The sequence below is a fragment of the Mesorhizobium sp. M1295 genome (genome assembly GCF_040318135.1).
In the GTDB taxonomy this organism is placed as follows: Bacteria; Pseudomonadota; Alphaproteobacteria; order Rhizobiales; family Rhizobiaceae; genus Mesorhizobium.
The window spans coordinates 234227-261134 of record NZ_JAMYLU010000005.1; the positions used below are offsets into that span (position 1 = coordinate 234227).

A 26908-nucleotide genomic window follows, 5' to 3' on the forward strand; every position below is an offset into this window, starting at 1 on the left:
TGAAGTATCCTTGAGCTTGGAAGGGAGGTCCCGATGCGTCCCGCCAGCCCTGCTATCTCCGACACGATCGCCGCGATCGGCCTTGCCATCGGCGGCGCGATGGGCCTCGTCGGCACCTTCGTCGAAAGCGCGTCCCTTCGCGAAACACTCTGGACGATCGACGGCGTCGCACTGGTGGTAGCAACCGCGCTGCTGACGATGAAATATCAGCGGCTGGGCAATGACTGCGTGGCGGCCGGATTTCTGACCTTTCTCGCCGGCGAGAGCCTGCTGCTCGCCGGCAATGCGGCGGGGCTTGAGGCCAGCGTGCCCTCCTATGTCGGCGGTATCTCGCTCTGGGCGGCGGCGCTGGTCATGGTCAGCGCGCCGAAAACCTTCGCCCTGTGGATGCGGCTCACCGCTGTCGTGGCGGCTGTGCTGTTCGTCGTCTCAGTGGGCCTGATCCTCTGGGGCACCCCTTTGCTGCCGACCTCGGCGCCGCTGCCCGCTGCCGGATATCCCTTCCTGGTGCTCACATTCATCGGCTGGATATGGACCCTGCTGAAGCCCGATCGTTGAGCCCGTCGGACCGCCCCTCTCCGGCAGCTTCGCGGCCACCTCTCCCCCACCATGTGGGGGCGAGGAACCCAGGTCTTGTGAGGCTTCGGCGATTGGCGGTTTCCTCGCCCCACGAAGTGGGGAGAGGTGGTTTGCGAAGCAAACCGGAGAGGGTTCTTCCTTGGCAGCCTCGCGCGTCTTGCGACGCAAATGCCGCAATCACCTCTTCCACCGTTCAACCCGCCATGCCATGTTCCCCCGCGCGGCCGAGCAGGCCGTTTCATTCCGGGGGGAATCATCATGTTGTCTTACGCTTTCGCGCGCCGCGTTGCCGCTGCGCTGTTCATCGTCGGATTGTTTGCGCCCGTCGCGCATGCCGGCGATGTCACGTTCGAGATCAAGAACAGCCATCCCAACGCCATGCGCGTCGAACTGTACAGCCAGGACCGCGACCACGTCTGGCCGGGCAACAATCAGGATTATTATCTCAACGACGGCGAGACCAAGTCGATCCCGCTGTCCTGCAATGACGGCGAATCGATCTGCTACGGCGCCTGGGTCGATGGTGACGAGAATACCTATTGGGGTGTCGGCCCGGCCAACGCGGAAAAATGCGACGATTGCTGCTACACCTGCAGTGGCGGCGAGACCGAGGAAATCGATCTGGTTCCGTGAACTGTCTCCCTTTTGTTCGAGGGCTATTGCACATCGGCAAGCGCCCCCTCACCCGGATTGCCAACCGAATTGCGAAGGGGAATTCGGGGCAATCCGACCTCTCCCCGAGGGGAGAGGAGTCGCCTGCACTGGCGCCAGCCTCTTCTCCCCTCGGGGAGAAGGTGGCCGCGAAGCGGCCGGATGAGGGGGACTCCTGTATGCGATTGCCTCACCCTTGTGGGCCAGGTGGTCGTACAGAGGCCATAGCAGCGGAGCGCTGTCCCACCAGCGTCGGCCGGCAACGCCGGAATTCAAAGCTGAAACAAAAAACCCGCCTCGGTGGGGCGGGTCGTTGGAGCCAATTGGCACCATAGTCTAATTAGTAGCATAGCTGCCGGCACAAAGCAAGAACAAAATGTAGTGCTGCGAGCAAAAAATGCGAAGTCCCTTCCCGCCGCGCCCGAGGTCGGCCCTCACGAGGTGGAGAATGCTGCCTTGACGTCGTCCTGGCCGTCGCCATAGCGTAGTCCGAGAGGAGATCCCACCCATGGCAGTGGTCGAAGGCGAAAACATAGAGATCGGCTTTTCGGGAAAACGTTGCATCCATTCGCGCAACTGCGTGCTTGGCGATCCGCGTGTCTTCGTGCCCAATGCGCCCGACCAGTGGATCCACCCCGAGGCGGCCAGCGTCGAGAAGATCGTGGCGCTCGCCGAAGGCTGCCCGTCCGGCGCCATCACCTATGTCCGCAAGGATGGCGGGCCGCAGGAACAGCCGCCGGTGGTCAACATTGTGCGCATAAGGGAAAACGGCCCGCTGGCCGTGCATGCCGAGATCGTGCTGGGCGGCGAAACATTTTACCGCGCCACGCTCTGCCGCTGCGGCGCCTCGGAAAACAAGCCGTTCTGCGACGGCAGCCACGCCAAGGCAGGCTTCACCGCCACCGGCGAGCCGCCGTTGAAGGATACGCCGGCGCTGGAAGCGCGGGATGGCCCGCTGACCGTCACGCCGACCACCAATGGCCCGCTCAAGCTGGAGGGCAATGTCGAAATCGTCACCGGCACCGGCCACACGGTCGACCGCACACAACGCACCTTCCTCTGCCGCTGCGGCCACTCCGCCAACAAGCCGTTCTGCGATGGCAGCCACAAGCGCGTGGGGTTTGTCGGGTAATTGCCAAGGTTGCGATCCGTCACACCCCCCTCTGTCCTGCCGGACATCTCCCCCTCAAGGGGGGAGATTGGCAGCTTCGCCGGCGGCCACCCTGTTTGCAGCGTTGAAAATTTGCGAGAGCGTGGGTGACACCCAATCTCCCCCCTTGAGAGGGAGATGTCCGGCAGGACAGAGGGGGTGCTGTCCCGCCGGCATTGGGCGAGCCTGCAGCGTGTTCGCCCGTGGCCCAGCCATCGCGGCTTTATCGATCGGCCGGTATCCGCTAAGGGGCGGAGACGAATTCTCCGGACCCGCCAATGACCGCCAAGCTCAAACCCTCCCCCCTGTTCCTCGGCATAGACACCGGCGGCACCTACACCGACGCGGTGCTGTGGTCGGAGGCCGGCGGCCCCGGCGGAAAAGTGCTGGCCAAGGCCAAGGCGCTGACAACGCGCCATGACCTGGCGGTCGGCATATCGGGCGCGGTCGATGCGGTGCTGCAAAAAGCCGGCACCGACCCTGCAGCGATAAAACTGGTGTCGATGTCAACGACGCTCGCCACCAATGCGCTGGTCGAGGGCCAAGGCGGCCGCGTCGCGTTGGTGATGATCGGCTTTGCCGAAGGCGACCTTGCCCGCGACGGGCTGAAGGCGGCGCTCGGCACCGATCCCGTGGTGTTCGGCGCCGGGGGCCACGATGTCCATGGCAACGCGGCAAAACTCGATCTGTCCGGGCTGGAGGCAGCTTTGCCGGAATTGGAAAAGTCGGTGTCCGGCTTTGCCGTCTGCGCCTACTTCGCCACGCGCAATCCGGCGCATGAGCTTGCCGCCCGCGACCTGATCCGCGACAGGACCGGCCTGCCGGTCACCGCCAGCCACGAGCTGTCGGCCAAGCTCGGCGGCCCGCGCCGGGCACTGACGACCTTGCTCAACGCCAGGCTGATCTCGATGATCGACCGGCTGGTCGCGGCAACCGAAGGTTTTTTGGCCGCGCGCAACATCGCCGCCCCCCTGATGGTGGTGCGCGGCGACGGCGCGCTGGTCTCGGCCGCCTTTGCCCGCCAGCGGCCGATCGAGACGATCCTGTCCGGCCCGGCCGCCAGTCTTGTCGGCGCCCGCCACATGACCGGACTCGACGATGCGGTGGTCTCCGACATCGGCGGCACCACCACCGACGTCGCCGTGCTCGACAAGGGCCGGCCGCGGCTCGATCCGGAAGGCGCGACCGTCGGCGGCTTCCGCACCATGGTCGAGGCCGTCGCCATGCGCACTTTTGGCCTCGGCGGCGATTCCGAAGTGGCACTGGAGGACGGCGCGCTCAGCCCGAAAATCCTGCTCGGGCCGCGCCGCCTGGTGCCGCTGGCGCTGGCCGGCATGGTGCATGGCGACGCCGTCACATCAGAACTGGAACGCCAGCTGCGCGCACCTAATCCCGGCCGCATGGATGGCCGCCTCGCGGTGCGCACCGGCGTGCCGGAGCGGCTCGCGGCCGGACTGACCGGTGCCGAAGCCAAGCTTTACGAGCTGATCGGTGCCGTGCCGCAGGCTCTCGACAGATTGCTGACTTCGAATGCCCAGAACGCCACCTTGAACCGGCTGGTGTCGCGCGGGCTGGTGCATGTCGCCGGCTTCACGCCGTCGGATGCCGCGCATGTGCTGGGCAGGCAGGCCAATTGGGATCCGGCCGCGGCGCGTCTGGGTGCCGAGCTGTTCGCGCGCAGGCGTGACGGCCGCGGCCAGTTCATCGCCGCCTCGCCGGAGGCGATCTCGGAACGGGTGCTGACCACGCTGACCCGCCTGTCGGCGGAAGTCATCCTCGAGACCGCCTTCGCCGAGGATGGGCTGGATGGCGCGGCGACCGTCGCCCACGCGCTGGTCCAGCGCGCCGTCGACGCCCATCCCGGCATCGCCCGGCTCAGCGTCGCGCTCGACCGTCCGGTCATCGGCCTCGGCGCCTCGGCGCCGTTGCACTATGCCGGCCTGGCCGAGCTGGTCGGCAATGACTGCGTGGTGCCTGAGGATACCGATGTGGCCAATGCGCTCGGCGCCGTCGTCGGCCAGGTCCGGGTTTCGGCTGAGGCGCGGGTCAGCCAGCCCAAGGAAGGGCTGTTCCGTGTCGCCTCAGGCGAAAGCGTGCGCGATTTCAACGACGAGGCGGCGGCGATCGCCGCGGCGGAGAGAGATGTGCGCGCTATTGCCGCCGGGCGGGCGAAGGACGCCGGCACCGACAGCGCCGAGATCGAAATCGCCAGCGAGTTCCGCGTCTCCACCGTCGAGGGCCAGCGCATGTTCATCGAGGCGCATGTCGTGGCGGTCGCGTCGGGCAGGCCAAGGATTGCGGTGTGATTAGCCGATCTCCCCCCTCGAGGGGGAGATGTCCGGCAGGACAGAGGGGGGCGCTGTCCCGCCAACGTCTCAGTCTTTCGCGGTAACACCTCAGACTTGCGGCTGGTCGTAAATGGCAAGGTCGGCGATCCTTCACGCCCCCCTCTGCCCTGCCGGGCATCTCCCCCACAAGTGGGGAGATTGGCAGCTCCTGCAACGGCGAAAACGCCCTACCTTCACCTATGCCGAATTGACCCTGCAACCGCGACATGCCAAAGGCCCGGCCTAGCCCTTCGCCTGGAGAAGCCCTGATGACCGATCGCGTCGAGATCGCCGGATTGCGGATTGCCCGCCAGCTTCATGATTTTGTCGTGAACGAGGCGTTGCCGGGCACCGGCATTGAAGCGGAGGCATTCTGGAGCGGTTTTTCGGCGATCGTCCATGATCTCTCGCCAAAAAACCGGGCGCTGCTCGAAAAACGCGATGCCATGCAGGACAAGCTCGACCGCTGGTACCGCGACAATGGCGCGCCCGTCGACATGGAGGCCTACAAGAGCTTCCTCCGCGAGATCGGCTATCTCCTGCCCGAGGGGCCGGCCTTCAGCGTGACGACCGAAAATGTCGACCCGGAAATCGCGCTGGTCGCCGGGCCGCAGTTGGTGGTGCCGGTGATGAATGCGCGTTATGCGCTGAATGCCGCCAATGCGCGCTGGGGCTCACTGTATGATGCGCTCTACGGCACCGACGCCATCCCGGAGACGGACGGCGCCGAGCGAGGCAACAAATTCAATCCGGCGCGCGGCGCCAAGGTCGTCGCCTGGGCGAAAAGCTTCTTCGACGAGGCGGTGCCGCTCACGACAGGCAAATGGGCTGGCGTGAACGGGCTTTCGGTGGCCAACGGCATGTTGCGGCTGGGCGAGGGCGGCGGCGCCACCACGCTTGCCGACCCCAAGCAGTTTGCCGGCTATCGCGGCGATGCAGCCGACCCCGATGCCGTCCTGCTGACCAGGAATGGCCTGCACATCGAAATCGTCGTCGACCGCAACAACCAGATCGGCCGCACCGATCCGGCCGGCATTGCCGATGTCGTGCTGGAATCGGCGCTGACCACCATCCAGGACTGCGAGGATTCGGTGGCCGCCGTCGATGCCGAGGATAAGGTGCTGGTCTACCGCAACTGGCTCGGCCTGATGAAGGGCGACCTGGCGGAAGAGATCACCAAGGCCGGCAAGAGCTTTGTCCGGAGGCTCAACCCCGACCGCGCCTATACCGCGCCCGATGGCGGCACGCTGACCGTGCCCGGCCGCTCGCTGATGCTGGTCAGGAATGTCGGCCACCTCATGACCAATCCGGCGATATCGGACCGCGACGGCAACGAGGTGCCGGAAGGCATCATGGATGCGGCGATGACGGCGCTGATCGCGCTGCACGATGTTGGCCCCAACGGGCGCCGCGCCAATTCTCGCGCCGGCTCGATGTACATCGTGAAGCCCAAGATGCATGGCCCCGACGAAGTCGCCTTCGCCGTCGAGATTTTCGACCGCGTCGAGGCGCTGCTCGGCATGGCGAAAAACACCATCAAGATGGGCATCATGGACGAGGAGCGGCGCACCACCGTCAACCTCAAGGAGGCGATCCGCGCCGCCAGGGACCGCGTCGTCTTTATCAACACCGGCTTCCTCGATCGCACCGGCGACGAGATCCACACCTCGATGGAAGCCGGCCCGATGATCCGCAAGGGCGACATGAAGCAGGCCGCCTGGATTGCCGCCTATGAAGCCTGGAACGTCGATACCGGCCTGGAATGCGGGTTGGCCGGCCACGCCCAGATCGGCAAGGGCATGTGGGCGATGCCCGACCTGATGGCGGCGATGCTCAAGGAAAAGATCGCGCATCCCAAGGCCGGCGCCAACACCGCCTGGGTGCCGTCGCCGACGGCGGCAACCCTGCACGCCACGCACTACCACAAGGTCGACCTCCACGCCGTGCAGCAGGCGCTGAAGAGCCGGCCCAAGGCCAGGCTCGACGACATCTTGTCGGTGCCGGTCGCGGTGCGGCCGAACTGGTCGCCCGAAGACATCCAGAAGGAGCTCGACAACAACGCGCAGGGAATTCTGGGCTACGTCGTGCGCTGGATCGACCAGGGCGTCGGCTGCTCGAAAGTGCCAGATATAAACGACGTCGGCCTGATGGAGGACCGTGCCACGCTGCGCATTTCCTCGCAGCACATCGCCAACTGGCTGCACCACGGCGTCTGCACGCCCGAGCAGGTCATGGAAACGATGAAGCGCATGGCGGCGATTGTCGACCGCCAGAACCAAGGCGATCCGCTCTACCGGTCGATGGCACCGGATTTCGACAAGTCCATCGCCTTCCTCGCCGCCTGCGACCTCGTCTTCAAAGGCCGCATCCAGCCCAACGGCTACACCGAGCCGGTCCTTCACGCGCGGCGGCTGGAACTGAAGGCGAAGCAAGGCGCCTGAAGCGAAGGCGCGGGAGCCGGCGTCCCCCTCCCCTTGAGGGCAGGGTGACCCGAAGGGCCGGGAGGGGTCCTGCATGAAGTGCGCCAACGCCCATTCTGACGATGCGCCTCAGGAAGAGGATCATCGGGGCCTAGGTTCGATTTCCAAAAATAGGGCAAGTCGAGGGACGCCGCGTCCTCCACACCGCGGCTGCCTCTAACCTCACGCGGGCGAGATCGAGCACGACATGAAAATATCGGTATGTCTGACCGGCTCCGGGGTTTCACGGAAGGGCGGGCAGGGCCTGAAGCCGAACGACTCATACACGGCAATGGCGTTTTTCATGTAGAACGTCGTGTGGATCAATACCGTCCGGATTCGGCCTTTCCGGATCTCCGCCAGCGCGGCCCCCATCAGCGCACGGCCGATTCCTTTTCCGCGAAACGACGCGTCGACAAAAAACTTGTGAATCTCCGCCGTATGGTCGTCGAACTGGTCAAAGGCGAGGCAGCCCGCCGGTAGGTTCTCCGATCGCGCGATAAACGCCATGGCATCTGGCGCGCCGAACTTCGCTGCCAGCGAACTGCCGCTCCTTTCGGGGTGGAAGATGGTCCTCACGTCCTCCTCCGAGACGCCGTAAGGCTGCACGGCGTCGACATCCCATTGTGCAAGCTTGCGGCAAAGCCCGGCCATGGTCTCGAAGTCTTCGGCACTGCGTGCCGGCGAAACAGAAATCATCCCCGCCTCAGCCCCGGTTAGGTGCATGACCGTAACATATGCGATCATCGGGCGCGAACCCGCAACCGTACTTCCAGCGAGCAGCAGAAGCACTACGCCGCCTGCGCCATCCGCTCCGAGCTCATGCGGTAGGAAATTGCTTCGGCCAGATGGACGCGGCCGACCGTCTCGCTGGCCTCGAGATCGGCTAGCGTCCGCGCCACCTTCAGCACCCGATGATAGGCGCGGGCGGAAAAGCCGAGCTTTTCGCTGGCGTCCCTCAGCAGCGACAGGCCGGCGGCATCGGGCATGGCGATCTCCTCGATGACCGACGGCGAGCAATGCGCGTTGGTGGTGGCGGAGGTCGCGCCGAGCCGTTCGAAACGCTCACGCTGGATCGTCCGCGCCCGCGCCACGCGAAGTGCCACGGCTGCACTCTTCTCCGCCCGGTCCGGCCGGATCAAATCGCTGGCCGAGACCGCCGGCACCTCGATCCTGAGATCGATGCGATCGAGCAGCGGGCCGGAAATGCGCGCCTGGTAGTCGGTGCGGCAGCGGTCGCCGCGTAGGCATCGATAGCCCGGCTCGCCGGCCATGCCGCAGCGGCACGGGTTCATCGCCGCGACCAGTTGGATACGCGCCGGATAGGTGACGCGATGATTGGCGCGCGCGATCATGCAGTCGCCGGTCTCCAGCGGCTGGCGCAGCGCATCGAGCGCCTGCGGCGAGAATTCGGGAAACTCGTCGAGGAACAGCACGCCGTGATGGGCAAGCGAGGCCTCGCCCGGCCGCACGCGCAGGCCGCCACCGACCATCGCCGCCATCGAGGCCGAATGGTGTGGTGCCCGGAACGGCCTCCGGTCGGTGAGTTTGCCTTCGCCGAGCTCGCCGGCCACCGAGGCGATCATCGAGACTTCGAGCAATTCCCTCGGCGCCAGCGGCGGCAGGATCGACGGCAGCCGCTGCGCCAGCATCGATTTTCCCGACCCCGGCGGCCCGACCATCAAGAGGTTGTGACCGCCGGCGGCCGCCACCTCCAGCGCCCGCTTGGCGGTCTCCTGGCCCTTGATGTCGGCAAGGTCGGGCAAGTCGCGCGCCGAAGTATGGATGCCGGCTTCCGGCCGCGACAGAACCTGCGTGCCGCGAAAATGATTGGCGATGGCAATCAGGCTGCGCGGCGCCAATATGTCGAAATCCTTGCCGGCCCAGGCGGCTTCCGGGCCACAGGCGAACGGGCAGATCAGGCCCTTGCCTTCGGCATTGGCGCCGATCGCCGCCGGCAGCGCGCCGGCCACCGCGGCAATAGTGCCGTCGAGCGACAATTCGCCAAGCACGACATAGCCGGCCAGCATGTCGCCCGGAATGGCGCCCAGTGCCGCCATCAAACCGAGCGCGATCGGCAGATCGTAATGGCTGCCCTCCTTGGGCAGGTCGGCCGGCGCCAGATTGACGGTGACCTTCTTCGATGGCATCGACAGGCCGGATGCATGCAGCGCCGCCTGCACCCGCTCGCGGCTTTCGGCCACCGCCTTGTCGGCCAGGCCGACGATGTGCATGTTGACCTTGCCCGGCGCGATCATCACCTGCACGTCGACCGGCACGGCCTCGATGCCCTGGAAAGCAACCGTGCGAACCCGCGCCACCATGTCTTCACCCCGGATGCAGGCTTTGCCCCAAGCCTTTGCGATCATGCCGCGAACGGCGTCACCCGAGACAACCACAGATTTCCGGCGAAGGCAAGAACATTTGGGGAACAGCTGAGCGCAACGGCTGCAATGGTTTGCAACGCGGCCGCTCGCGAAGCGAGGCTAGGTGCGCTTCTCCTCCACGGCATCCCAGAACAGGCTGGCGATGTCGGCGCCGCCGAAGCGCTGCACTTCGCGTATGCCGGTCGGTGAGGTCACGTTGATCTCGGTCATGTAGTCGCCGATGACGTCGATGCCGACGAGGATGAAGCCGCGCTCCTTCAGCGAGGGGCCGATGCGGGCACAGATCTCGCGTTCGCGCTCCGTCAGCTCGGTCTTTTCGGCACGGCCGCCGACATGCATGTTGGAGCGCGAATCGTGCTCGGCCGGCACGCGGTTGATGGCGCCGACCGGCTCGCCGTCAATCAGGATGATGCGTTTGTCGCCGGCGCGCACCTCCTTCAGGTAGCGCTGCACGATGTACGGTTCGCGGAACATCTGGCCGAACATTTCGAGCAGCGAGGCTAGGTTGCGGTCGGCCTCATGCAGATGGAAGATGCCGGCGCCGCCATTGCCGTAGAGCGGCTTGACGATGATATCGCCGAACTCCTTGCGGAAGGCTGCGACCTCGAGCGGGTCCTTGGTGATCAGCGTGTCCGGCATCAGGTCGGGAAATTCGGTGACGAAGATCTTTTCCGGGCTGTTGCGCACCCAGGCCGGATCGTTGACCACCAGCGTCTTCGGATGGATGCACTCGAGGATATGCGTGGTGGTGATGTAGTTCATGTCGAACGGCGGATCCTGCCGCAAAAGGATGACGTCCATTTCCGAAAGGTCGGTGCGCACCTTCTCGCCCAGCGAATAATGATTGCCCTTCTCGTCGCGGACCTGCATCGCCTCGATGCGGGCAAACACCTTGCCGTCGCGCAGCGACAGCCGGTCGGGCGTGTAGTGGAACAGTTGGTGGCCGCGCCGCTGCGCTTCCAGCGACAGCGCAAACGACGTGTCGCCGGCAATCGACACGGTGGAGATGTGGTCCATCTGGACGGCGACTTTCAGGGGCATTGCGGCTCTCCGGCGCACTTGGAGCGATCCACTTGGATGCACAAAGTACGCTCCAACACTTTTGAATCCATGCATCGTGCTGTCCGAAAATCGATTCCGATTTTCGCGCCGATGCATCGACGACAGCGATATAAGGAAATCGGCGGCTTCTGCCAATCGGCCAAGGTCATGATGAGGCTGCGCTTCGTTTGGCGCAGATCCCAATGCGATGCGCCGTCAGCGATCGAAGACCAGCTTGGAATAGCCGAGGAAGGACAGCGCCATGGCAATCAGCGAGGCGACCGCAAGGGCGATGAGCGGCGACACCATCGGCAGCGCGAACAGCGTGGCGCAATAGACGAGATAATTGACGACGCTGGTGGCAATGCCGACGCCGCCATAGCGTGCGCCCTCCTGCGCGATGCCGCGGCTGGAAGGCGAAAACGTCAGATGGCGGTTGATCAACCAGGTGACGGACAGGGCAAAACCGATCGAAATGATGCGAGCCGCGAATGGTCCGAGCGGTGTTATCGCCAGCACCAGCCAAAGCGCCGCCGCGTCGGCGACGAAGCCGATGCCGCCGGCGAAAATGAAGCGGGCGAGGCGTCCCATTCAGGCTCTAGGCCGCGCGCGGGGTCTTGCCCGGTCCGGCCTTCAAAGTCGCGAGGGCGCTTGCACGTTCACGTTCGACGCGACCGGAAGGCATCGACAGATAGAAGATGCGCTTCTGCTCGGCCCGGCCGCGCGACACCGAATCGAGGATTACCCCGGTCACCGCCGCCAGCATCGACAGCAGCAGCAGCCCGACCGACAGCACCCAGGTCGGCATGCGCGGCACAAGCCCGGTTTCGGCGAACTCGATCAGCACCGGCGCCATCAGGAACAGGCTCGATGCCAGGAAGAACACCGAAAAAGCGCCGAAGAAACGCAGCGGCTGTGTCTCCTTCATCAGCATGGCGAACATCCACAGGATCTTCGCGCCGTCGCGAAAGGTCGACAGCTTCGACGAGGAGCCTTCCGGCCGGCGGCCATAGTCGAGCCCGATCTCGCTGACCGGCAATTTGAGCTGCGAGGCGTGCACCGACATTTCGGTCTCGATCTCGAAACCGCCGGAAACGGCGGGAAAGCTCTTGACGAAGCGCCTGGTGAAGGCGCGGTACCCCGAGAAGATATCGGTAAAGTCCGAGCTGAACAGCCGCTTGTAGAGGCTGTTGAAGATGCGGTTGCCGAAGGCATGGCCAGTCCTGCCGGCATCGTCGGCGACGCCGCGCCTGGTGCCCACCACCATGTCGGAGCGCTCGGTCAGCAGCGTGTTGATCAGTTGCGGCGCGTCCTCCGGCGCATAGGTGCCGTCGCCGTCGGCCATCAGGTAGATGTCGGCCTCGATGTCGGCGAACATGCGGCGCACGACATTGCCTTTGCCCTGGCGCGGCTCGCGCACCACGATGGCGCCGGCGGCGCGGGCTCGGAGCGCCGTCAGATCGCGCGAATTGTTGTCGTAGACATATATCGCGGCGGCAGGCAGCGTCTCGCGAAAGCGCCGCACCACTTCGCCGATCGTCAGCTCCTCATTGTAGCAAGGCAGGAGCACGGCGATGCTCGGCTCATGGCGCACTTCTTGTGGCATTTTCGTCTCCGGATGCCCTGTGAGGTCCCTGACCGCTCAAACGCCGGCCTCGCTCGGGGCGGCTTTACTATTTATTGAAGCTGTTAAGGCTAGGTTTAAACCGCCCCGTATTCCTTCCAAAGGTCCTGATATGAGCACAGCCGACGATGGCGCCTCCATTTGGAGGTCCGATATCGCGCTGGCGCTGCTTGCCACGCTGCTGGCGCTTGCCGTCAATGCCTTTGCCGGTTTCCCGGAACTGACCAATGCCGGCGGCGACAACGACAATCTGCTGCGCCTTGTCGAAGTTCGCGACATGCTGGCCGGCCAAAGCTGGTTCGATCTGCACCAGTACAGGATGGGCCTGGAAGGCGGCTTCGTCATGCACTGGTCGCGGCTGGTCGATGCGCCGATCGCCGCCATCACGGCCGTGTCGGCCCTGACCGGGAGCACGGTCTTTGCCGAGAATTTTGCGCAAGTGCTGTGGCCGGCGCTGCTCTTTTGCCTGACCGTGTTTTTCACCGCTCGCACCGCGCGCAGCTTTGCCGGTGACGGCGCCGTGCTGCCCGCTGTCGTCGTCGGCGCCGCCGCACTGCACTTCCTCGGCATTTTTTCGCCTGGCGCGCTCGATCACCACAATGTCCAGCTGATGCTGAGCATGGCCAGCCTGAGCCTTCTGCTTGAAGCGCCGTTGCGCAGGCCGGCGGCACTACTCTCCGGCCTGTGCGCCGGATTGATGCTGGCCGTCGGCATGGAAACCGCGCCTTATGTCGCCACCATCGGCGCCTCTGTCGCCACGCTGTTTGCCCTCGACGCCGATGGCGAGAGGCCGATTGCCAGGGATTTCGGCCTCGGCTTTGCCGGCGTGTCCGCTCTCGTCTTTGTCGCCACCATCGCACCGTCCGCCTGGGGTCAGGCGCAATGCGACGCCTTCTCGACCGTGCAGTTCGTCGTCGCAGCGATTGCCGGAACCGGCCTTGCGGCGATAGCGTCGGTCGAGCCCGCTGGCCGCACGCGCCAACGGCGCATCGCCTCGCTTGGCCTGCTTGCCCTGATATTGGCCGCAGTCGTCGTCTTTTTGTTCCCGCAATGCCTGGCAGCGCCCTATGCCAACCTCGATCCGCGCCTCAAGGAGCTATGGCTTGATCACATCGACGAGGCGCAATCGCTGTTCAAGCTTCTCGCTGAAGATCCGGCCGGGGTGGTGGCGCGCTATGCTACGCCGCTCATCGCGCTCGTGCTGATGGCGCTTCGCCTTGGCCGTGGCGGCTGGCGGCGGCAGGACAGCCTTGTCGGCACGCTGCTTGTCGTGGCCTTCATCGTCAGTGCCTGGCAGGTGCGCGGTTCGACATTCTCGATCGCCTTCGCCGTCATCCCGCTTGCTGCCTGGATTGCCAAATGGCGTCAACGGGCCGAGGCCAGCCCGTCGCGCGGCGTGGCGCTGCGCATGGCCGCCGTCTGGCTGGTTTCGGTGAATGCCGTCTGGACTGGGGCTGCCGCGGCGACCTCGGTCGCCTTCGAGGACAGCAATACCGCCGCCGATAATGGCGACGGCGCCGATGTCGCTTGCCAGCGCATGGCCTCCTTTGCGGCGCTTGGCCGCCTGCCCGGCACCACGGTGCTGGCAATTTCCAATCTCGGATCGCCGATCCTGGCCTATTCCGGACACCGCGTCTTCGCCGGGCCTTATCATCGCAACGTCGCCGGCAACCTGCTGGCGCTCGATGCCTTCCTTGGGTCCGATGCCGATGCCAGGACAATCCTGGCGGATCATCACGTCGGCCTCGTCGCATTGTGCCCCGGCAGCCCCGAAAGCAAGCTCCTCGCCGCCAAGGCGCCGGCAGGTTTTCTCGCCGGGTTGATGCGCGGCAGCGTACCGGAATGGCTTGAGCCGGTTGCCAGGACCAGCGGAGCCGCCGTCGAATTGTACCACGTCCGGCTGGGCGGCTGATCGATCGGGGGCGCGTGCGGCCTTTTGTCGGACATAAGTCCCGACTATCCACTCTTTCGCCCTTGCCCGCCCGACATGGCTGGATAGGATGCGCGCCGGTCAGACCGAGATCGTTGGACCGGGAGAGAATTCATGATGCCATCGGCACGCTTTGCCGACCTCGAAGGCGCTTCGGTGCTGATCACCGGTGGCGGCTCCGGCATTGGAGCCGCCTTGACCGAGGGATTTATCCGCCAGGGGGCAAAGGTCGCCTTTATCGATATCGCCGACCGTCCGAGCCTGGCGCTGGCCGATCGGTTAGACAAGGAGCTCGGCCGGCGGCCGCTCTATCTCAAGACCGATATACGCGATATCGAGGCATTGCGGTTATCAGTTGCCAAAGCCGCCGAGGCGCATGGCGACGTGACCGTGCTGGTCAACAATGCCGCGCAGGATGACCGTCATGCCGTCGAAGACGTCACGGTCGAGTTCTGGGACAACAATCATGCCATCAACCTGCGCCCGCATTTCTTCAGCGCACAGGCGGTGGCGCCGGGCATGAAGCGGGCCGGTGGCGGCTCGATCATCAATTTCACCTCGACCTCGTTTCTCATCAACCATCCCGATATGCCGGCCTATACCGCCGCCAAGGCCGGCATCGTCGGCCTCACCAAGGGTCTTGCCGGCAAGCTCGGCGTCGACGGCATTCGCGTCAACGCAATCGCGCCCGGCTGGGTGATCACCGAGCGACAGAGAAAGCTCTGGGTCACCGAACAGGCGCTCGCCGCCCACGTCGCCAAGCAGTGCATCAAAGAGGTGATGCAGCCGGAAGACGTTGTCGGCACCGTGCTGTTCCTGGCGTCGGATGCTTCACGCATGCTGACCGCGCAGATGCTGATCGTCGACGGGGGGTTCCTGTGATCTCATCGAGCAAGGCCCCTTCTGTCGCGGCCGTCGACTGGGGCACCACCCGGATGAGGGTGTGGCTGCTCGACGGCGCCGGCAAGGTTCTCGCCGAGCGGCGCGGCGATGACGGGCTGATCACCGCCCAGGCTAAAGGATTTTCGTCCGTTCTCGAAGGGCATCTGGCTGCCATGGGTGCCCCCGAGGCGCTGCCGGTCATCATTTGCGGGATGGCCGGTTCGCGCCAGGGCTGGCTGGAGGCGCCCTATGTCAGCGTGCCGGCGCCGATCGGCGCTATCCTCGCCGGCGCTGCCCGCATCCCCGGCCAGCGCCGCGACATCCGCATCGTGCCCGGCCTTGCCCAACGCCTTGCCGATGCACCTGACGTCATGCGCGGCGAGGAAACGCAGCTTGCCGGCGCCGGTTTGCCGGCACAGGGACGCCACCTCGTCTGCATGCCCGGCACCCATTCGAAATGGGTGCTGGTCGAGGACGGTTCCATTGCCGGCTTCGGCACCTGGCCGACCGGCGAGCTGTTTTCGGTGCTGGCTGCGCACTCGATCCTGCGCCATTCGCTGGGCGAGCCGCCGCAGCCGGTTGTCGCCGAAAGTCCGTTTTTCCGGGACTGGTGCCTGAAGGCGTTGGCCGAGGGCGGTGACATCGTTTCAAGACTGTTCTCGATCCGCGCCGCCAGCCTGTTGCAGGACCTGAAGCCCGAAGATGCCGCAGCCTCTCTGTCCGGCCTGCTGATCGGCGGCGAGATCGCTTCGGCAAATAGCCGCTATGGGGCAAGCGCCGTGCCCGTCGTGCTGATCGCATCGGGCGCACTCGGCAGGCTCTATGCCGAGGCGCTCGGCCTTGCCGGGCTCGCTTTCAGGGCGGTCGACGCCGATGAGGCGGTGCGTGCCGGCCTTGCCGAAGCCGCGCGCGAAAATGGCATGATCGCCAAAAATGGAGTTGCCGCATGACCGAAACCGCACCTTTTCCAAAGCTCAAGCGGGGTCTGGTCGCGATCCTGCGTGGCCTCAAGCCAAGCGAGGCGGTGGCGATCGGCCAGGCGATCTTCGGCGCCGGCATCGAAGCAATCGAGGTGCCGCTCAACTCGCCCGAGCCTTTTGTTTCCATCGCCAGTATTGTCGAAGCGCTTCCTCCGACGGCGCTGGTCGGCGCCGGCACGGTGCTCACCGCCGCCGATGTCGACGGTCTGCACAAGGCCGGCGGGCGGCTGCTGGTCAGCCCCAATATCGATGCCGAGGTCATGGGCCGTGCCATGCAGTACGGCATGGTGACGATGCCCGGCGTGTTCACGCCGACCGAGGCATTTCAAGCAATCCGGCTCGGCGCCTCGGCATTGAAATTCTTCCCGGCGAGCGTGCTTGGCGCGGCGGGCATTTCGGCGATGCGCGCGGTGCTGCCAGCCAGTGTGCTGGTCGGCGCCGTCGGCGGCGTTTCGGACAAGGACTTTGCCGGCTACAAAGCGGCCGGCGTCACCGTCTTCGGTCTTGGCTCCAGCCTGTTCAAGCCGGGCATGAGCATCGACGAAGTGGCAGCACGGGCGAAGGCTGCGGTCGTGGCCTGGGACGCGGCGTTTGGAGCGGCATGATGAGCGAGACCATCGTTTCGGTTTTTTCCGACCATGTCTGCCAACTCGGCGAGGGGCCAAGCTATGACCCTGCCACGGACACGCTCTATTGGTTCGACATCGTCAACGGCCAGCTCCTGGAACAGCGCTTGTCCGGCGGTGCGGTCAAAATCCACGAGCTCGGTCAGATGGCCAGCGCCATCGCCATCGTCGACGACCAACGCCAGCTGATCGCCACCGAGACCGGCCTGCATGTCCGCGATGTCGCGACCGGCAAGCTGACGCTGCACACGCCGATCGAGGCCGATAATACGGTCACCCGCTCGAACGATTCCCGCGTTCACCCTTGCGGCGCCCTCTGGGTCGGCACCATGGGTAAGGGCGAGGAGAAGGCCGCCGGTTCTATCTACTGGTTCTTCAAGGGCGAGCTGCGCCGGCTCTATGCGGATCTCACGGTGCCCAATTCGATCTGCTTTTCCGAAGATGGGACCATCGCCCATTATACCGACACCAGCACCGGGCTGTTGATGCGCGTCGGCTGCGATCCTGCGACCGGCCTGCCGGTTGGCGAACCGAAGGTCTTCGTCGATCACCGTTCGGCCAAGGGCTATATCGATGGTTCGGTGCTCGACCGCGACGGCATATTGTGGAACGCTTGCTGGGGCGGCAGCGTCGTCGAAGCCTATGGACCCGACGGCAAGCTTGTCCGTTCGGTGGCGATGCCGGCGACGCAGCCGTCCTGTCCGGCTTTTGTCGGCAGGAATGCCGACCGGATCGCGGTCACCTCCGCCTGGTCCGGCAAGAGCGAGAAGCAGCGCCTGCTCGACCCGCAAGCCGGCATGACGTTTATGCTCGACATTCCAGTCAATGGTCGCTTCGAGCCGCGCGTGCTGATTGGCTAGACCATGGTCCCGAACCTTTGGTTCGGAAAAGATCATGGTCAAACAAGAAGATGGTGCGCTTGCTGTCGTGCAGGCGTCCGATCAACGTCGGTTCCGCGCAAGCCGAATGCGTTCCCCGTGCGATGGTAGGCAATCGTGCTGCCAGGAGCCGTTCCACCCATGTCAAGCCGCAAGCCGAAGCTGATCCTTGTCTACGAGCCGGAAAAGGCCTGCTTCGATCGGCTGGTCGCCGATAACCACGTGCCGGAGCGTGCCGTCGAAATCGCCTCCTATCTGGCGCAATCGACCGACATCGCTGCTGAATTCGACGCACTTGCCGCCGCTTGCCAGAAGCGCGGCTTGTCGTTTGCGCCGGTGACACTCGACGCCGCCGCAAGCGTTCTCGCCGGCGAGGACCCGAAGACCACGCTCGTCTGGACACTGACCGACGGCATCGCCTATTTCCGCGGCGGCGCGGCACCAGCTCTGGCACGGCTGAACGGCCTGAAGGCGATCGGCGCCGACGATGCGCTTTTTGCGCTCTGTCAGGATAAGTTCCGTTCCGGCGCCGTGCTCGGCGCGCTTGGCTTGCCGGTGCCGCGGGCGGGCCTTGCCCGTGACGGAGCCTGGCTGGTCGCGCCGCCGGACTCGCCCGCCGGCTGGTTCGTCAAGCCGAACCGGCTCGGCGCCAAGATCGGCATCTGGCCGGATTCGCGCTGCCACGATCTCGGCCACGCGCTGGAGCTTAGCCGGCGCGTCTTCGCCGCCTATCGCGACGATGTCGTGGTCCAGCCCTATGTCGCCGGCCGCAACGCGCGCGCCAGTTTTCTCGGATTGAAGCCGGATACCGGCGCCGAGGCGATCGGCATCGCCCTTGTCGATTCGGGCAGCGATTTCCAGACCATGCAGGACAGCCTGGCGCTTTACGGCGATACCGGTGTAGCGGCGAAAGCCGCGGGAAATTACGCTGAGCCGTTGCTGCTTCCCGTTGGCGCCAGCCAGCCTCGAGCCGATGCAAGAATTCGTCGCATCGCCGAAAGCCTGATGGTCGGGCTTGGCCTGCGGGATGTGTTTTCCATCGACTTCCGGGTCGAAGCCGACGACAGCGTGCACCTCATCGAGTTCGAGGTCTGCCCCGGCCTGCCCTGCTTCGATTTCCGCGATTACTGTCGCCAGCAATGGGGCCTGAGCCTCGCCAATGCGATGGCCGAGACCGCGATGAACCGACTTCGCGCCTAAATCCCCTCGACCAGCACGATTTCACCATCAGCCACCTTCTGGCGGATCGCGACCGCGCGCTGGTATTCGGGCGAGTGGTAGCAGTCATGCGCCGCCGCAAGCGACGGAAACTCGATGATCACATTGCGGTCGCGGCCCGGCCCCTCGGCCTTCTCATGCGCGCCGCCGCGCGCCAGGAACTTGGCGCCGAAGCGGTCGAAGGCCAGCTTGGCGGCTGCGACATAGTCCTTGTAGCCTTCCGCATCGCGCACGTCGACGCGAGCGATCCAGTATCCCTTGGGCATCGGTTTCTCCTGGTTTTTGGTCCTTATGCCGAGCGCATTTCATCGAGGATGGCTTCAGCTGCCGCCCGCCGGTCGGCCGCGCCGACGATCGGCCGGCCGACCACGAGGTGGCTGGAGCCGTTGCGGATCGCCTGCGCCGGCGTCACCACCCGCTTCTGGTCGCCATGGTCGCTGCCCGTGGGCCGGATCCCCGGCGTCACGACGGCCAGGTCGGGGCCGACGATGCGGCGCACCGCCTCCGCTTCCTCGGCCGAGCAGACGATGCCGCCCATGCCGGCATGTAGCGCCTGCTCGGAGCGCCTCAGCACCAGCGTATGCGGATCATATTCATAGCCGGCGTCGATCACGTCCTGCTCGTCCATCGAGGTCAGCACGGTGACCCCGAGCAGGCAAAGGTCGCTGCCCTTCGCAGCCTCGACCGCCGCCTTCATCGTCTTCGGATAGGCATGGATGGTCAGCATGCTCATGCCCATCCTGACGATGTTGTCGACCCCCTTGGCCACCGTGTTATCGATGTCGAGCAGCTTCATGTCGAGAAAGATCCTGGTGCCGCCGCTGGCCAGCTCGCGGGCGAAGTCGAGCCCGCCGGCAAAGGCGAGCTGGTAACCGATCTTGTAGAAGGAGACGATCCCGTCGAGCTCGCGCACCGCTTTCTCGGCTTCCTTCAGCGTCGGCAGGTCGAGGCCGACGATCAGCCTTTCCTGCATCGTGTCGGCATGCGCGGCGTCCGGGATCATGCCTCGATCCGCGTCGACAGCATGCGCGAGGTTTCGATCAGCGTTCGGCATAGGTGCTCCATCGATTGGCGTAGTCTCTCGTCCCTGAAGTTGCCCTCGTCGTCGAAGGCGTTGCCGCCCTCCGGCACCGAGCATTCCGGTGTCACCACCTCCATCCGGCAGCGCACCAGAACGGCGCGCAGATGGTTGATGCAGCGTATCCCGCCGAAGGGTCCGTTGGAAGACGAGCAGAGGCCGGCAACCTTGCCGGCAAGCGGCCTGAACGTCCGGCCGCCATCCTTGCGCAGCTGGCTTACCCAGTCGATGGTGTTCTTGAGCAGCGGTGGAATGGAGCCGTTATATTCGGGCGTCGCGATCAGCAGCCCGTCATGGGCGGCGATCATCCGGCCGAGCTTGACGGCGTCTTCGGGAATGCCTTCTTCCTTTTCCAGATCCTGGTCGAGGATCGGCAACGGATAGTCGGCGAGCGAGATGCGGGTCACCTCCGCGCCCTGCATGGCAAGTTCCTTCTGCGCAACGTCGGCGGTCCTGGCGCTATAGGCGCCGCTGCGCACCGAACCGGCGACGACGAGAATTTTCGGGATCACAGCCATGGGGTCTGCCTTGTCACCCGATGGGTATAAGACAAGTGCTATTCAAAACCCAACGCTGCAATTCAGGCGGCCCCGCGTCGGTAGATCCAAAGCTGCGTCGGCGGAATGTTGCGGATGACGAAATGGAAATGCTCGACCGTATAGTCGCCGCGGCCCGGCGGGATCGGCGACAGCGGCCCGTAAGTCAGCTGCACGATCGGCCGGCCCGCCGGGATGCGGTCGAGCAGGCTCTCGACATAGGCGATGCGCTGGGCGACCGGGAAGTTGAGCAGCGGCACGCCCGATATCACCGAATCGAAGACCAGATCGCGCTTGTCACCGAGCGTCGCGTCGAGATTGAAGGCGTCGCCCTCGATGACGTTGACGCCTGGATAAAGCTGGCGCAGATGGCGCACGAAATCAGTGGAATATTCGACCGCGTAGAGATTTTCAGGCTTTATGCCCTGAGCGAGGATGGCGCGCGTGATGACGCCTGTGCCAGGCCCGACCTCGAGCACCGGCAGGCCGGATTTCGGATTGACGATCGAGGCCATCTTGCGCGCGGTGATGGAACTGGTCGGGACGATCGAACCGACCGCCTTCGGCTTGTCGATCCAGCCCTTGAAGAACTTCAGTTCGTCGTCGAACTTTTCCGCCAGCGTCTTTCGCAGTCCGGGACTACGCGTCATCGAAAGTCCTCCTCAACGCTCCCTCGCATGCTACTTAGCAGCTACGAGGTGCAAGACAAGGCGAATCCCCGGATAAGGTGTTGATGACGCTCGGGAAGCGTTTCCAGGGATCAGCTTCAATGCTCGCCGAACGTTTCGAAAAAGTCCTTCATGCGGGCGAAAAATCCGCTCGACTGGGGCGAATTGTCCTTTGAGGAAAGCTGCTCGAATTCCTCCAGCAATTCGCGCTGGCGGCGCGAAAGGTTCTGCGGCGTCTCGACCACGGTCTGGATGTAGAGGTCGCCGATATTGGGCTGGCGCAGCACCGGCATGCCCTTGCCCTTGAGGCGGAACTGGCGGCCGTTCTGGGTGCCTTCCGGCACCTTCACCTTCGTCTGGGTGCCGTCCAATGTCGTCACCTCGAACGAGCCGCCAAGTGCTGCCGTCGTCATCGAGATCGGCACCTTGCAATAAAGATCGGCGCCGTCGCGCTGGAAGAACTCGTGCGGCTTGACCGCGAGGAAGATGTAGAGATCGCCCGATGGGCCGCCGCGCAGGCCGGCCTCGCCCTCATTGGCAAGCCGGATGCGGGTGCCGTCCTCGATCCCGGCAGGGATGTTGACCGACAGCGAGCGCTCCTCGGTGACGCGGCCCTGGCCGGCGCATTTCGGACATGGATCCTTGATGGTCTGGCCGCGCCCCTGGCATTGCGGGCAGGTGCGCTCGATCGAGAAGAACCCTTGCGTGGCGCGCACCTTGCCGTGGCCGTTGCACATCGAGCAGGTGACGGGCTGGGTGCCGGGCTTGGCGCCGCTGCCCGAGCATTCCGAGCAGGAGATCGATGCCGGCACGCGGATCTGCGCGGTCTTGCCGGAAAATGCCTCTTCCAGCGTGATTTCCATATTATAGCGCAGGTCGGCGCCGCGCTCGCGACCGCCGGACGAGCGACGCTGGCGCCCGCCCATCATGTCGCCGAAAATGTCCTCGAAAATGTCGGCGAAGCCGCCGGCGCCAAAGCCTTGCGCCCCGCCATTCATGCCGCCGTGCTCGAAGGCGGCGTGGCCGAAGCGATCGTAGGCGGCGCGCTTCTGCGGGTCCTTCAGCGTTTCGTAGGCTTCGTTGATTTCCTTGAATTTGTGCTCGCAGGCATGGTCGCCTGGGTTGCGGTCGGGATGGAACTGCATGGCCAGCTTGCGGAAAGCGCTCTTGAGCTCCTTCTCGTCGGCGCCTTTTTGCACGCCCAGCGTTTCGTAAAAATCAGCTTTCATGTTTTCCCGCAGTCCGGATAGTCAACGTCTTGAAGTATCGTTGCGTCGTTTGCCGGCACGCTGTTCCGATTTAGGTGTGATGGAGCCGGGATGCCAGTGTCTACGAGGCTTTGTCCGCATTTTTTCGGGTAGCTCGGCGTTTTTCCGGCAAAGGGTTGCAAAAAAGCCCGGCTGTGCGCCGGGCTTTTTGCTTACCTGTACCGTCAGGCGGTTCAGGCCGACTTCTTCTTCTCGTCGTCTTCGTCGATTTCCTCGAAATCGGCATCGACCACATCGCTGTCCTTGGCGGCATCAGCCTTGGCGTCGGCCTCGGCGGCTTCCTTCTGCGAAGCCTCGTACATCGCCTGGCCGAGCTTCATCGAGACTTCGGCGAGCGTCTGCGTCTTGGCCTCGATCTCGGTCACATCATCGCCTTCGGCAGCGGTCTTCAACGCCGCGATCGCATCGGCAATCGCCGTGCGGTCGGTCTCCGAGACCTTATCGCCATAGTCCTTCAGCGACTTCTCCGAGGAATGCACCAGAGCCTCGGCCTGGTTGCGGGCCTCGACCAGTGCGCGACGTTTCTTGTCGACTTCGGCATTGGCCTCGGCATCCTTGACCATCTTCTCGATGTCAGCGTCCGAAAGGCCGCCAGACGCCTGGATGCGGATCTGGTGCTCCTTGCCGGTGCCCTTATCCTTGGCCGAAACGTTGACGATGCCGTTCGCGTCGATGTCGAACGTGACCTCGATCTGCGGCACGCCACGCGGCGCAGGCGGGATGCCGACCAGGTCGAACTGGCCGAGCGCCTTGTTGTCGGCGGCCATTTCACGCTCACCCTGGAAGACGCGGATGGTCACCGCCGACTGCGAATCCTCAGCCGTCGAGAACACCTGGCTCTTCTTCGTCGGAATCGTCGTGTTGCGCTCGATCAGCCGCGTGAATACGCCGCCCAGCGTCTCGATGCCGAGCGACAGCGGCGTCACGTCGAGCAACAGCACGTCCTTGACGTCGCCCTGCAGCACGCCGGCCTGGATGGCAGCGCCAAGTGCGACGACCTCATCCGGGTTGACGCCCTTGTGCGGTTCCTTGCCGAAGAACTGCTTCACGATCTCCTGTATCTTGGGCATACGGGTCATGCCGCCGACCAGAACGACCTCGTCGATCTCAGCGGCCTTGAGGCCGGCATCCTTGAGCGCCGCCTTGCAGGGCTCGATGGTGCGCTGGACGAGATCTTCGACAAGGCTCTCGAACTTCGCACGCGTCAGCTTTAGCGTCAGGTGCTTAGGGCCGCTGGCATCGGCGGTGATGAAGGGCAGGTTGATCTCGGTCTGCGTGGTGGACGACAGCTCGATCTTGGCCTTTTCAGCCGCTTCCTTGAGGCGCTGCAGGGCGAGCTTGTCGTTCCGCAGGTCGATACCCTGTTCCTTCTTGAACTCGGCCGCCAGATATTCGACCAAACGCATGTCGAAATCCTCGCCGCCGAGGAAGGTGTCGCCATTGGTCGACTTCACTTCGAACACGCCGTCGCCGATTTCGAGCACCGAAATGTCGAACGTGCCGCCGCCAAGGTCATAGACGGCAATCGTCTTGCCTTCCTTCTTGTCCAAGCCATAGGCAAGTGCTGCCGCCGTCGGCTCGTTGATGATGCGCAGCACTTCCAGGCCGGCGATCTTGCCTGCATCCTTGGTGGCTTGGCGCTGGGCGTCGTTGAAATAGGCCGGAACGGTAATGACCGCCTTCTCGACCTTTTCGCCGAGATAGGCTTCCGCCGTTTCCTTCATCTTCTGCAGGATCATCGCCGAGATCTGGCTGGGCGACTGGTTCTTGCCGCCGGCCTCGACCCAGGCATCGCCATTGTCGCCCTTGACGATCTTGTAGGGGACAAGCTTCTTGTCCTTCTCCGTCACCGGATCGTCATAGCGGCGGCCGATCAGGCGCTTGACCGCGAAAATGGTGTTTTCAGGATTGGTGACCGCCTGGCGCTTGGCCGGCTGGCCGACGAGGCGCTCGCCGTCGCTGTTGATGGCGACGATCGAAGGGGTCGTGCGCGCGCCTTCCGCATTCTCGATGACCTTGGATTCCTTGCCGTCCATGATGGCGACACAGGAGTTGGTTGTTCCCAGATCGATACCGATTACTTTTGCCATTTCTCTAATCTCTCCGCTAAGCAGGCTCTCAGGACCCGTACAGGCGTTCCGACGAAAGCCCCTGTTCACAAGAAATTCCGCTCCGGCAACCGGCATTCGGCGCTGGACGGCTTGGCGCGTATATAAGAACAGGCTGCGTGGCGCGCAAGCATTCTGCGCAAGGCGTTCACCATTCATCGCGGTTGATCGGATTCGGGACCGGCAGGCCCGTATTTTCCGGCCGTGATCCAGCCGGCCCGGCCCCGGTCCATGAACCTTTCCGCCTCACCTCGCGACTGACGCTCAGGTGCCGCGTGGTGCGGCCCCGGAAAGGAAAGCCCCATGACCACAGATCCAGAGGCTCGATGGTCTCCGGGAACAGCAGGAACTCAGCGCGACAGTCGCCTTCGGGACCGGGTCGATGCGCTGGGCTTTCCGCTGGTTCCGTTGACCCTGCGCGGACGCCGGCGTATCATGACGGTGAGGAAAGCAGACAATTCGATCAGGGATGAACGTGCCGGAACGCCGCGCCTTGCCCTGATTTGCGCGCCGAGACCGGATGTTTCTCCCATGACCTGTGGGGGGAGATCCATGTCTTGCGACCATGGCGCGTCCGTGCGCTCTCGTGCCGGCCATTTGCGCCGCGCAATCCAGGCTGCCAGCGGATTATCGGCCTTGGCACTCGCCGCTGGGCTCTGGCTCGGCGGCTCGGCACAGGCCCAGGAAACCCAGATCATCTATCCCGGCTCGATGGCAGTGACCGGATTCTCTGGCACCATCATCCCCAATTTCGAGGAAGGCCTGCCGCCGGGCGTCGATCCGGTCGACGAGACCTTCATCGACACGGCGCGCGCAACCTTGCGCGTCTTCGACGTTTCAAGGCTGGGCGGGCCGGCGTCTGGCCAATTGGTCTTCACCCCGCCACCCTTCGAGGTCACGGCCGAGCAAATCGGCCAGGTGTTCGGCATCACTTATGACGACGGCGTGCGCGACGGCGTTCCCTCGGCCATTCCAAACCTCTATGCCGGCGCCACCTCGCTGCACGGCATCCGCATCGTCACACCAGACGGCGATGCCGACGGCCGGCCGGAGCGGCAGCGCCGCGGCACGGCTGACGCGGTCTTCATGGACGGCCAGTTCGGCACCGAAAACGGCGGCGGCCCCGGAACGATCTGGAAGATCGATGGCATCACCGGCGCCGTCTCGAAATTCGCCGATATCGACGCCAATAGCGGTCCCGGCATCGGCGACGTCACTTTCGACAATATCCACCGCCAGTTCTTCGCCAGCGATCTCGACACCGGCCTTATCCACCGCATCGACGCCAATGGCGCGCTAGTCGACACGTTCGACCACGGCGTCGCCGGCCGCCCGGCGCACGGGCTGCCCCCAGTCGCCGACGACGGCTCGGTGATGGACATCCAGGGTGCTGCCTTCGACAGCGAGGACCCCGATAGCTGGGGCTACACACAGGACGAGCGCCGCGTCTGGTCGGTCGCCTATCGTGGCGGCCGGCTCTATTACTCGGTCGGGGAAAAGGCGGAGATCTGGTCGGTGGGCATTGCCGGCGACGGCAGCTTCGGCGACCCGCGCTGGGAGCTGGCCGTCAAGGCCGACAAGGATTACGCGGTCACCGACATCGCCTTTGACAACAAGGGCTTCATGTATCTGGCTCAGCGCGGCCCGGTGGAAAACCGCTACGACTACAGCCAGTTCGCCGATTCCGGCAAGGGTGAGGTCATCCGCTACTGGCGCGAAAATCCGGACGATCCGGCAACGGAATCGGTCTGGGTGGAAGTGCCGCAGGAATATGCGGTCGGCTTCCCGCAAGACAACCGGCAGTCGGCCGGCGGCCTCGACCTGCAATATGGCTACGATTCCGAAGGCAATCTCGATACCGGCATCTGCACCGACACGCTGGTCGATACCGGCGACAAGTTGCGCGACAACCCGGCGCTCGCCGAACAGCTCGCAGCCGGGGGGCCGCTTGCCGTGCACGGCGTGCAGATCACGCCGACGGCGCTGGTCAGGCCGGCCAACGTGCCGCCTTTCGGCTCGTGGTTCGTCGATTTCGACACTTATTTCGAAGACCCGGAAGTGGAAGGCCATGTCGGCGACGTCGAGGTCTGGCGCCCCTGCGAAGGCCGTGCCGGCTATTACGAGCAGGTGCCGGGCGGCTATCTGCCACCGTTCTATCCGCCGGACTTCCCGCCCCCCGGCAATCTGCCTCCTTGCCTTGATGTCGAGGATGTCGAGTATTTCTGCACGCCCGCCGGCCTCGAGGCCGATCTCTATCTTCATGACCATACCGGCTTCGGCGGCGATTCGATCAAGGCTCTGTCCAGGACGCCTGGCGTCGGGGTGACTTCGCCCCTGTCGCATGCGCCCGGCGCGCCATTCACGATCGGTATCACCGGCCATTATCCTGGCGACAGGGTCGATGTCGGGCTCTGCTTCTACAGGCAGTCCGACCGCGACAAGGGTGGCTACTACCCTTGCTGCAAGATGACCTTGCCGCTCAGAACCCCAGCCGTCAGCTGCGAACCGTGAGAAGGGG

The 26908-nt window shown here is 64.6% G+C and carries 23 protein-coding genes; 12 read left to right on the forward strand and 11 right to left on the reverse strand.

What is annotated here, in order from left to right; genetic code table 11:
- Positions 1 to 33: 33 nt before the first annotated feature.
- The 5 genes from NKH29_RS10490 to NKH29_RS10510 all read left to right on the forward strand — a co-directional run bounded on the left by NKH29_RS10490 (position 34) and on the right by NKH29_RS10510 (position 7148).
- Positions 34 to 558, forward strand: a complete 525-nt coding sequence (locus tag NKH29_RS10490; RefSeq protein WP_352481393.1) for a hypothetical protein — start codon at positions 34 to 36, stop codon at positions 556 to 558.
- 279 nt (positions 559 to 837) lie between these two features.
- Complete coding sequence (locus tag NKH29_RS10495) at positions 838 to 1212, forward strand: hypothetical protein (RefSeq protein ID WP_502896353.1); 375 nt, start codon at positions 838 to 840, stop codon at positions 1210 to 1212.
- 526 nt (positions 1213 to 1738) lie between these two features.
- Positions 1739 to 2362 carry a CDGSH iron-sulfur domain-containing protein gene (locus NKH29_RS10500; protein WP_352999528.1) on the forward strand — a complete coding sequence of 208 codons (624 nt, stop codon included), beginning with the start codon at positions 1739 to 1741 and terminating at the stop codon, positions 2360 to 2362.
- A gap of 296 nt (positions 2363 to 2658) precedes the next feature.
- Positions 2659 to 4686 carry a hydantoinase/oxoprolinase N-terminal domain-containing protein gene (locus NKH29_RS10505; RefSeq protein WP_352999530.1) on the forward strand — a complete coding sequence of 676 codons (2028 nt, stop codon included), beginning with the start codon at positions 2659 to 2661 and terminating at the stop codon, positions 4684 to 4686.
- A gap of 290 nt (positions 4687 to 4976) precedes the next feature.
- Complete coding sequence (locus tag NKH29_RS10510; protein ID WP_352999532.1) at positions 4977 to 7148, forward strand: malate synthase G; 2172 nt, start codon at positions 4977 to 4979, stop codon at positions 7146 to 7148.
- Between the two features lie 201 nt (positions 7149 to 7349).
- Here the strand turns inward: NKH29_RS10510 and NKH29_RS10515 are convergent, their stop codons facing one another.
- The 5 genes from NKH29_RS10515 to NKH29_RS10535 all read right to left on the reverse strand — a co-directional run bounded on the left by NKH29_RS10515 (position 7350) and on the right by NKH29_RS10535 (position 12200).
- Positions 7350 to 7958, reverse strand: a complete 609-nt coding sequence (locus tag NKH29_RS10515) for a GNAT family N-acetyltransferase (RefSeq protein WP_352965328.1) — start codon at positions 7956 to 7958, stop codon at positions 7350 to 7352.
- The gene (locus NKH29_RS10520; RefSeq protein ID WP_352999552.1) at positions 7958 to 9490 is read right to left on the reverse strand and encodes a YifB family Mg chelatase-like AAA ATPase; all 1533 of its coding nucleotides are present in this window, start codon (positions 9488 to 9490) and stop codon (positions 7958 to 7960) included. Before NKH29_RS10520 ends, NKH29_RS10515 begins: the two co-directional genes overlap by 1 nt.
- Positions 9491 to 9652: 162 nt before the next feature.
- The gene (gene gshB / locus NKH29_RS10525) at positions 9653 to 10594 is read right to left on the reverse strand and encodes a glutathione synthase (RefSeq protein ID WP_352481397.1); all 942 of its coding nucleotides are present in this window, start codon (positions 10592 to 10594) and stop codon (positions 9653 to 9655) included.
- A 216-nt stretch (positions 10595 to 10810) separates the two neighbouring features.
- Positions 10811 to 11185, reverse strand: coding sequence for a GtrA family protein (locus tag NKH29_RS10530; protein ID WP_352481398.1), 375 nt, complete (start codon positions 11183 to 11185; stop codon positions 10811 to 10813).
- 7 nt (positions 11186 to 11192) lie between these two features.
- On the reverse strand, positions 11193 to 12200 hold the full coding sequence (locus NKH29_RS10535) for a glycosyltransferase (RefSeq protein ID WP_352999534.1): 1008 nt from the start codon (positions 12198 to 12200) through the stop codon (positions 11193 to 11195).
- Positions 12201 to 12330: 130 nt separating this feature from the next.
- Between NKH29_RS10535 and NKH29_RS10540 the strand changes: the two genes are divergently transcribed.
- From NKH29_RS10540 to NKH29_RS10565, 6 genes are all read left to right on the forward strand, one after another.
- On the forward strand, positions 12331 to 14130 hold the full coding sequence (locus NKH29_RS10540) for a GtrA family protein (RefSeq protein ID WP_352999536.1): 1800 nt from the start codon (positions 12331 to 12333) through the stop codon (positions 14128 to 14130).
- A 132-nt stretch (positions 14131 to 14262) separates the two neighbouring features.
- Positions 14263 to 15030: an SDR family NAD(P)-dependent oxidoreductase gene (locus NKH29_RS10545; protein ID WP_352848319.1), complete on the forward strand. Its 768-nt coding sequence runs from the start codon at positions 14263 to 14265 to the stop codon at positions 15028 to 15030.
- Positions 15030 to 15980 (forward strand): 2-dehydro-3-deoxygalactonokinase, encoded by a 951-nt coding sequence (locus tag NKH29_RS10550; RefSeq protein WP_352999554.1) that lies wholly within the window; start codon positions 15030 to 15032, stop codon positions 15978 to 15980. The genes NKH29_RS10545 and NKH29_RS10550 overlap by 1 nt, the downstream gene beginning before the upstream one ends.
- Positions 15977 to 16615 (forward strand): 2-dehydro-3-deoxy-6-phosphogalactonate aldolase, encoded by a 639-nt coding sequence (locus NKH29_RS10555; RefSeq protein WP_023718905.1) that lies wholly within the window; start codon positions 15977 to 15979, stop codon positions 16613 to 16615. Before NKH29_RS10550 ends, NKH29_RS10555 begins: the two co-directional genes overlap by 4 nt.
- Positions 16615 to 17496 carry an SMP-30/gluconolactonase/LRE family protein gene (locus NKH29_RS10560; RefSeq protein WP_352481401.1) on the forward strand — a complete coding sequence of 294 codons (882 nt, stop codon included), beginning with the start codon at positions 16615 to 16617 and terminating at the stop codon, positions 17494 to 17496. Before NKH29_RS10555 ends, NKH29_RS10560 begins: the two co-directional genes overlap by 1 nt.
- Positions 17497 to 17655: 159 nt before the next feature.
- Positions 17656 to 18714, forward strand: coding sequence for a D-alanine--D-alanine ligase family protein (locus NKH29_RS10565; RefSeq protein WP_352481402.1), 1059 nt, complete (start codon positions 17656 to 17658; stop codon positions 18712 to 18714).
- Here NKH29_RS10565 and NKH29_RS10570 read toward each other — a convergent pair.
- From NKH29_RS10570 to dnaK, 6 genes are all read right to left on the reverse strand, one after another.
- Positions 18711 to 18998 carry a DUF1330 domain-containing protein gene (locus tag NKH29_RS10570; RefSeq protein WP_023718908.1) on the reverse strand — a complete coding sequence of 96 codons (288 nt, stop codon included), beginning with the start codon at positions 18996 to 18998 and terminating at the stop codon, positions 18711 to 18713. The two genes, NKH29_RS10565 and NKH29_RS10570, sit on opposite strands and share 4 nt — an antisense overlap.
- Before the next feature lie 23 nt (positions 18999 to 19021).
- Positions 19022 to 19735 carry an orotidine-5'-phosphate decarboxylase gene (gene pyrF, locus NKH29_RS10575; protein WP_023718909.1) on the reverse strand — a complete coding sequence of 238 codons (714 nt, stop codon included), beginning with the start codon at positions 19733 to 19735 and terminating at the stop codon, positions 19022 to 19024.
- Positions 19732 to 20328, reverse strand: coding sequence for an NADPH-dependent FMN reductase (locus NKH29_RS10580; RefSeq protein ID WP_352495461.1), 597 nt, complete (start codon positions 20326 to 20328; stop codon positions 19732 to 19734). Before NKH29_RS10580 ends, pyrF begins: the two co-directional genes overlap by 4 nt.
- A gap of 62 nt (positions 20329 to 20390) precedes the next feature.
- Complete coding sequence (gene pmtA / locus NKH29_RS10585) at positions 20391 to 20996, reverse strand: phospholipid N-methyltransferase PmtA (protein ID WP_352481404.1); 606 nt, start codon at positions 20994 to 20996, stop codon at positions 20391 to 20393.
- Between the two features lie 116 nt (positions 20997 to 21112).
- A complete protein-coding gene (gene dnaJ / locus NKH29_RS10590; protein WP_023679852.1) occupies positions 21113 to 22243 on the reverse strand; it encodes a molecular chaperone DnaJ in 1131 nt (376 codons plus the stop codon).
- Between the two features lie 212 nt (positions 22244 to 22455).
- Positions 22456 to 24372, reverse strand: a complete 1917-nt coding sequence (dnaK, locus tag NKH29_RS10595; protein ID WP_023718912.1) for a molecular chaperone DnaK — start codon at positions 24370 to 24372, stop codon at positions 22456 to 22458.
- A 321-nt stretch (positions 24373 to 24693) separates the two neighbouring features.
- Between dnaK and NKH29_RS10600 the strand changes: the two genes are divergently transcribed.
- Positions 24694 to 26901: a hypothetical protein gene (locus NKH29_RS10600; protein WP_502911236.1), complete on the forward strand. Its 2208-nt coding sequence runs from the start codon at positions 24694 to 24696 to the stop codon at positions 26899 to 26901.
- Positions 26902 to 26908 lie beyond the last annotated feature (7 nt).

Excerpts from the sequence above, each read along its gene's own strand:
- NKH29_RS10490 (WP_352481393.1), top strand. The coding sequence starts at position 34 with ATGCGTCCCGCCAGCCCTGCTATCTCCGACACGATCGCCGCGATCGGC.
- NKH29_RS10495 (WP_502896353.1), top strand. The coding sequence starts at position 838 with ATGTTGTCTTACGCTTTCGCGCGCCGCGTTGCCGCTGCGCTGTTCATC.
- NKH29_RS10500 (WP_352999528.1), top strand. The coding sequence starts at position 1,739 with ATGGCAGTGGTCGAAGGCGAAAACATAGAGATCGGCTTTTCGGGAAAA.
- NKH29_RS10505 (WP_352999530.1), top strand. The coding sequence starts at position 2,659 with ATGACCGCCAAGCTCAAACCCTCCCCCCTGTTCCTCGGCATAGACACC.
- NKH29_RS10510 (WP_352999532.1), top strand. The coding sequence starts at position 4,977 with ATGACCGATCGCGTCGAGATCGCCGGATTGCGGATTGCCCGCCAGCTT.
- NKH29_RS10520 (WP_352999552.1), bottom strand. The coding sequence starts at position 9,490 with ATGGTGGCGCGGGTTCGCACGGTTGCTTTCCAGGGCATCGAGGCCGTG.
- gshB (WP_352481397.1), bottom strand. The coding sequence starts at position 10,594 with ATGCCCCTGAAAGTCGCCGTCCAGATGGACCACATCTCCACCGTGTCG.
- NKH29_RS10530 (WP_352481398.1), bottom strand. The coding sequence starts at position 11,185 with ATGGGACGCCTCGCCCGCTTCATTTTCGCCGGCGGCATCGGCTTCGTC.
- NKH29_RS10535 (WP_352999534.1), bottom strand. The coding sequence starts at position 12,200 with ATGCCACAAGAAGTGCGCCATGAGCCGAGCATCGCCGTGCTCCTGCCT.
- NKH29_RS10540 (WP_352999536.1), top strand. The coding sequence starts at position 12,331 with ATGAGCACAGCCGACGATGGCGCCTCCATTTGGAGGTCCGATATCGCG.
- NKH29_RS10545 (WP_352848319.1), top strand. The coding sequence starts at position 14,263 with ATGATGCCATCGGCACGCTTTGCCGACCTCGAAGGCGCTTCGGTGCTG.
- NKH29_RS10555 (WP_023718905.1), top strand. The coding sequence starts at position 15,977 with ATGACCGAAACCGCACCTTTTCCAAAGCTCAAGCGGGGTCTGGTCGCG.
- NKH29_RS10560 (WP_352481401.1), top strand. The coding sequence starts at position 16,615 with ATGAGCGAGACCATCGTTTCGGTTTTTTCCGACCATGTCTGCCAACTC.
- NKH29_RS10565 (WP_352481402.1), top strand. The coding sequence starts at position 17,656 with ATGTCAAGCCGCAAGCCGAAGCTGATCCTTGTCTACGAGCCGGAAAAG.
- NKH29_RS10570 (WP_023718908.1), bottom strand. The coding sequence starts at position 18,998 with ATGCCCAAGGGATACTGGATCGCTCGCGTCGACGTGCGCGATGCGGAA.
- pyrF (WP_023718909.1), bottom strand. The coding sequence starts at position 19,735 with ATGATCCCGGACGCCGCGCATGCCGACACGATGCAGGAAAGGCTGATC.
- NKH29_RS10580 (WP_352495461.1), bottom strand. The coding sequence starts at position 20,328 with ATGGCTGTGATCCCGAAAATTCTCGTCGTCGCCGGTTCGGTGCGCAGC.
- pmtA (WP_352481404.1), bottom strand. The coding sequence starts at position 20,996 with ATGACGCGTAGTCCCGGACTGCGAAAGACGCTGGCGGAAAAGTTCGAC.
- dnaJ (WP_023679852.1), bottom strand. The coding sequence starts at position 22,243 with ATGAAAGCTGATTTTTACGAAACGCTGGGCGTGCAAAAAGGCGCCGAC.
- dnaK (WP_023718912.1), bottom strand. The coding sequence starts at position 24,372 with ATGGCAAAAGTAATCGGTATCGATCTGGGAACAACCAACTCCTGTGTC.
- NKH29_RS10600 (WP_502911236.1), top strand. The coding sequence starts at position 24,694 with ATGACCACAGATCCAGAGGCTCGATGGTCTCCGGGAACAGCAGGAACT.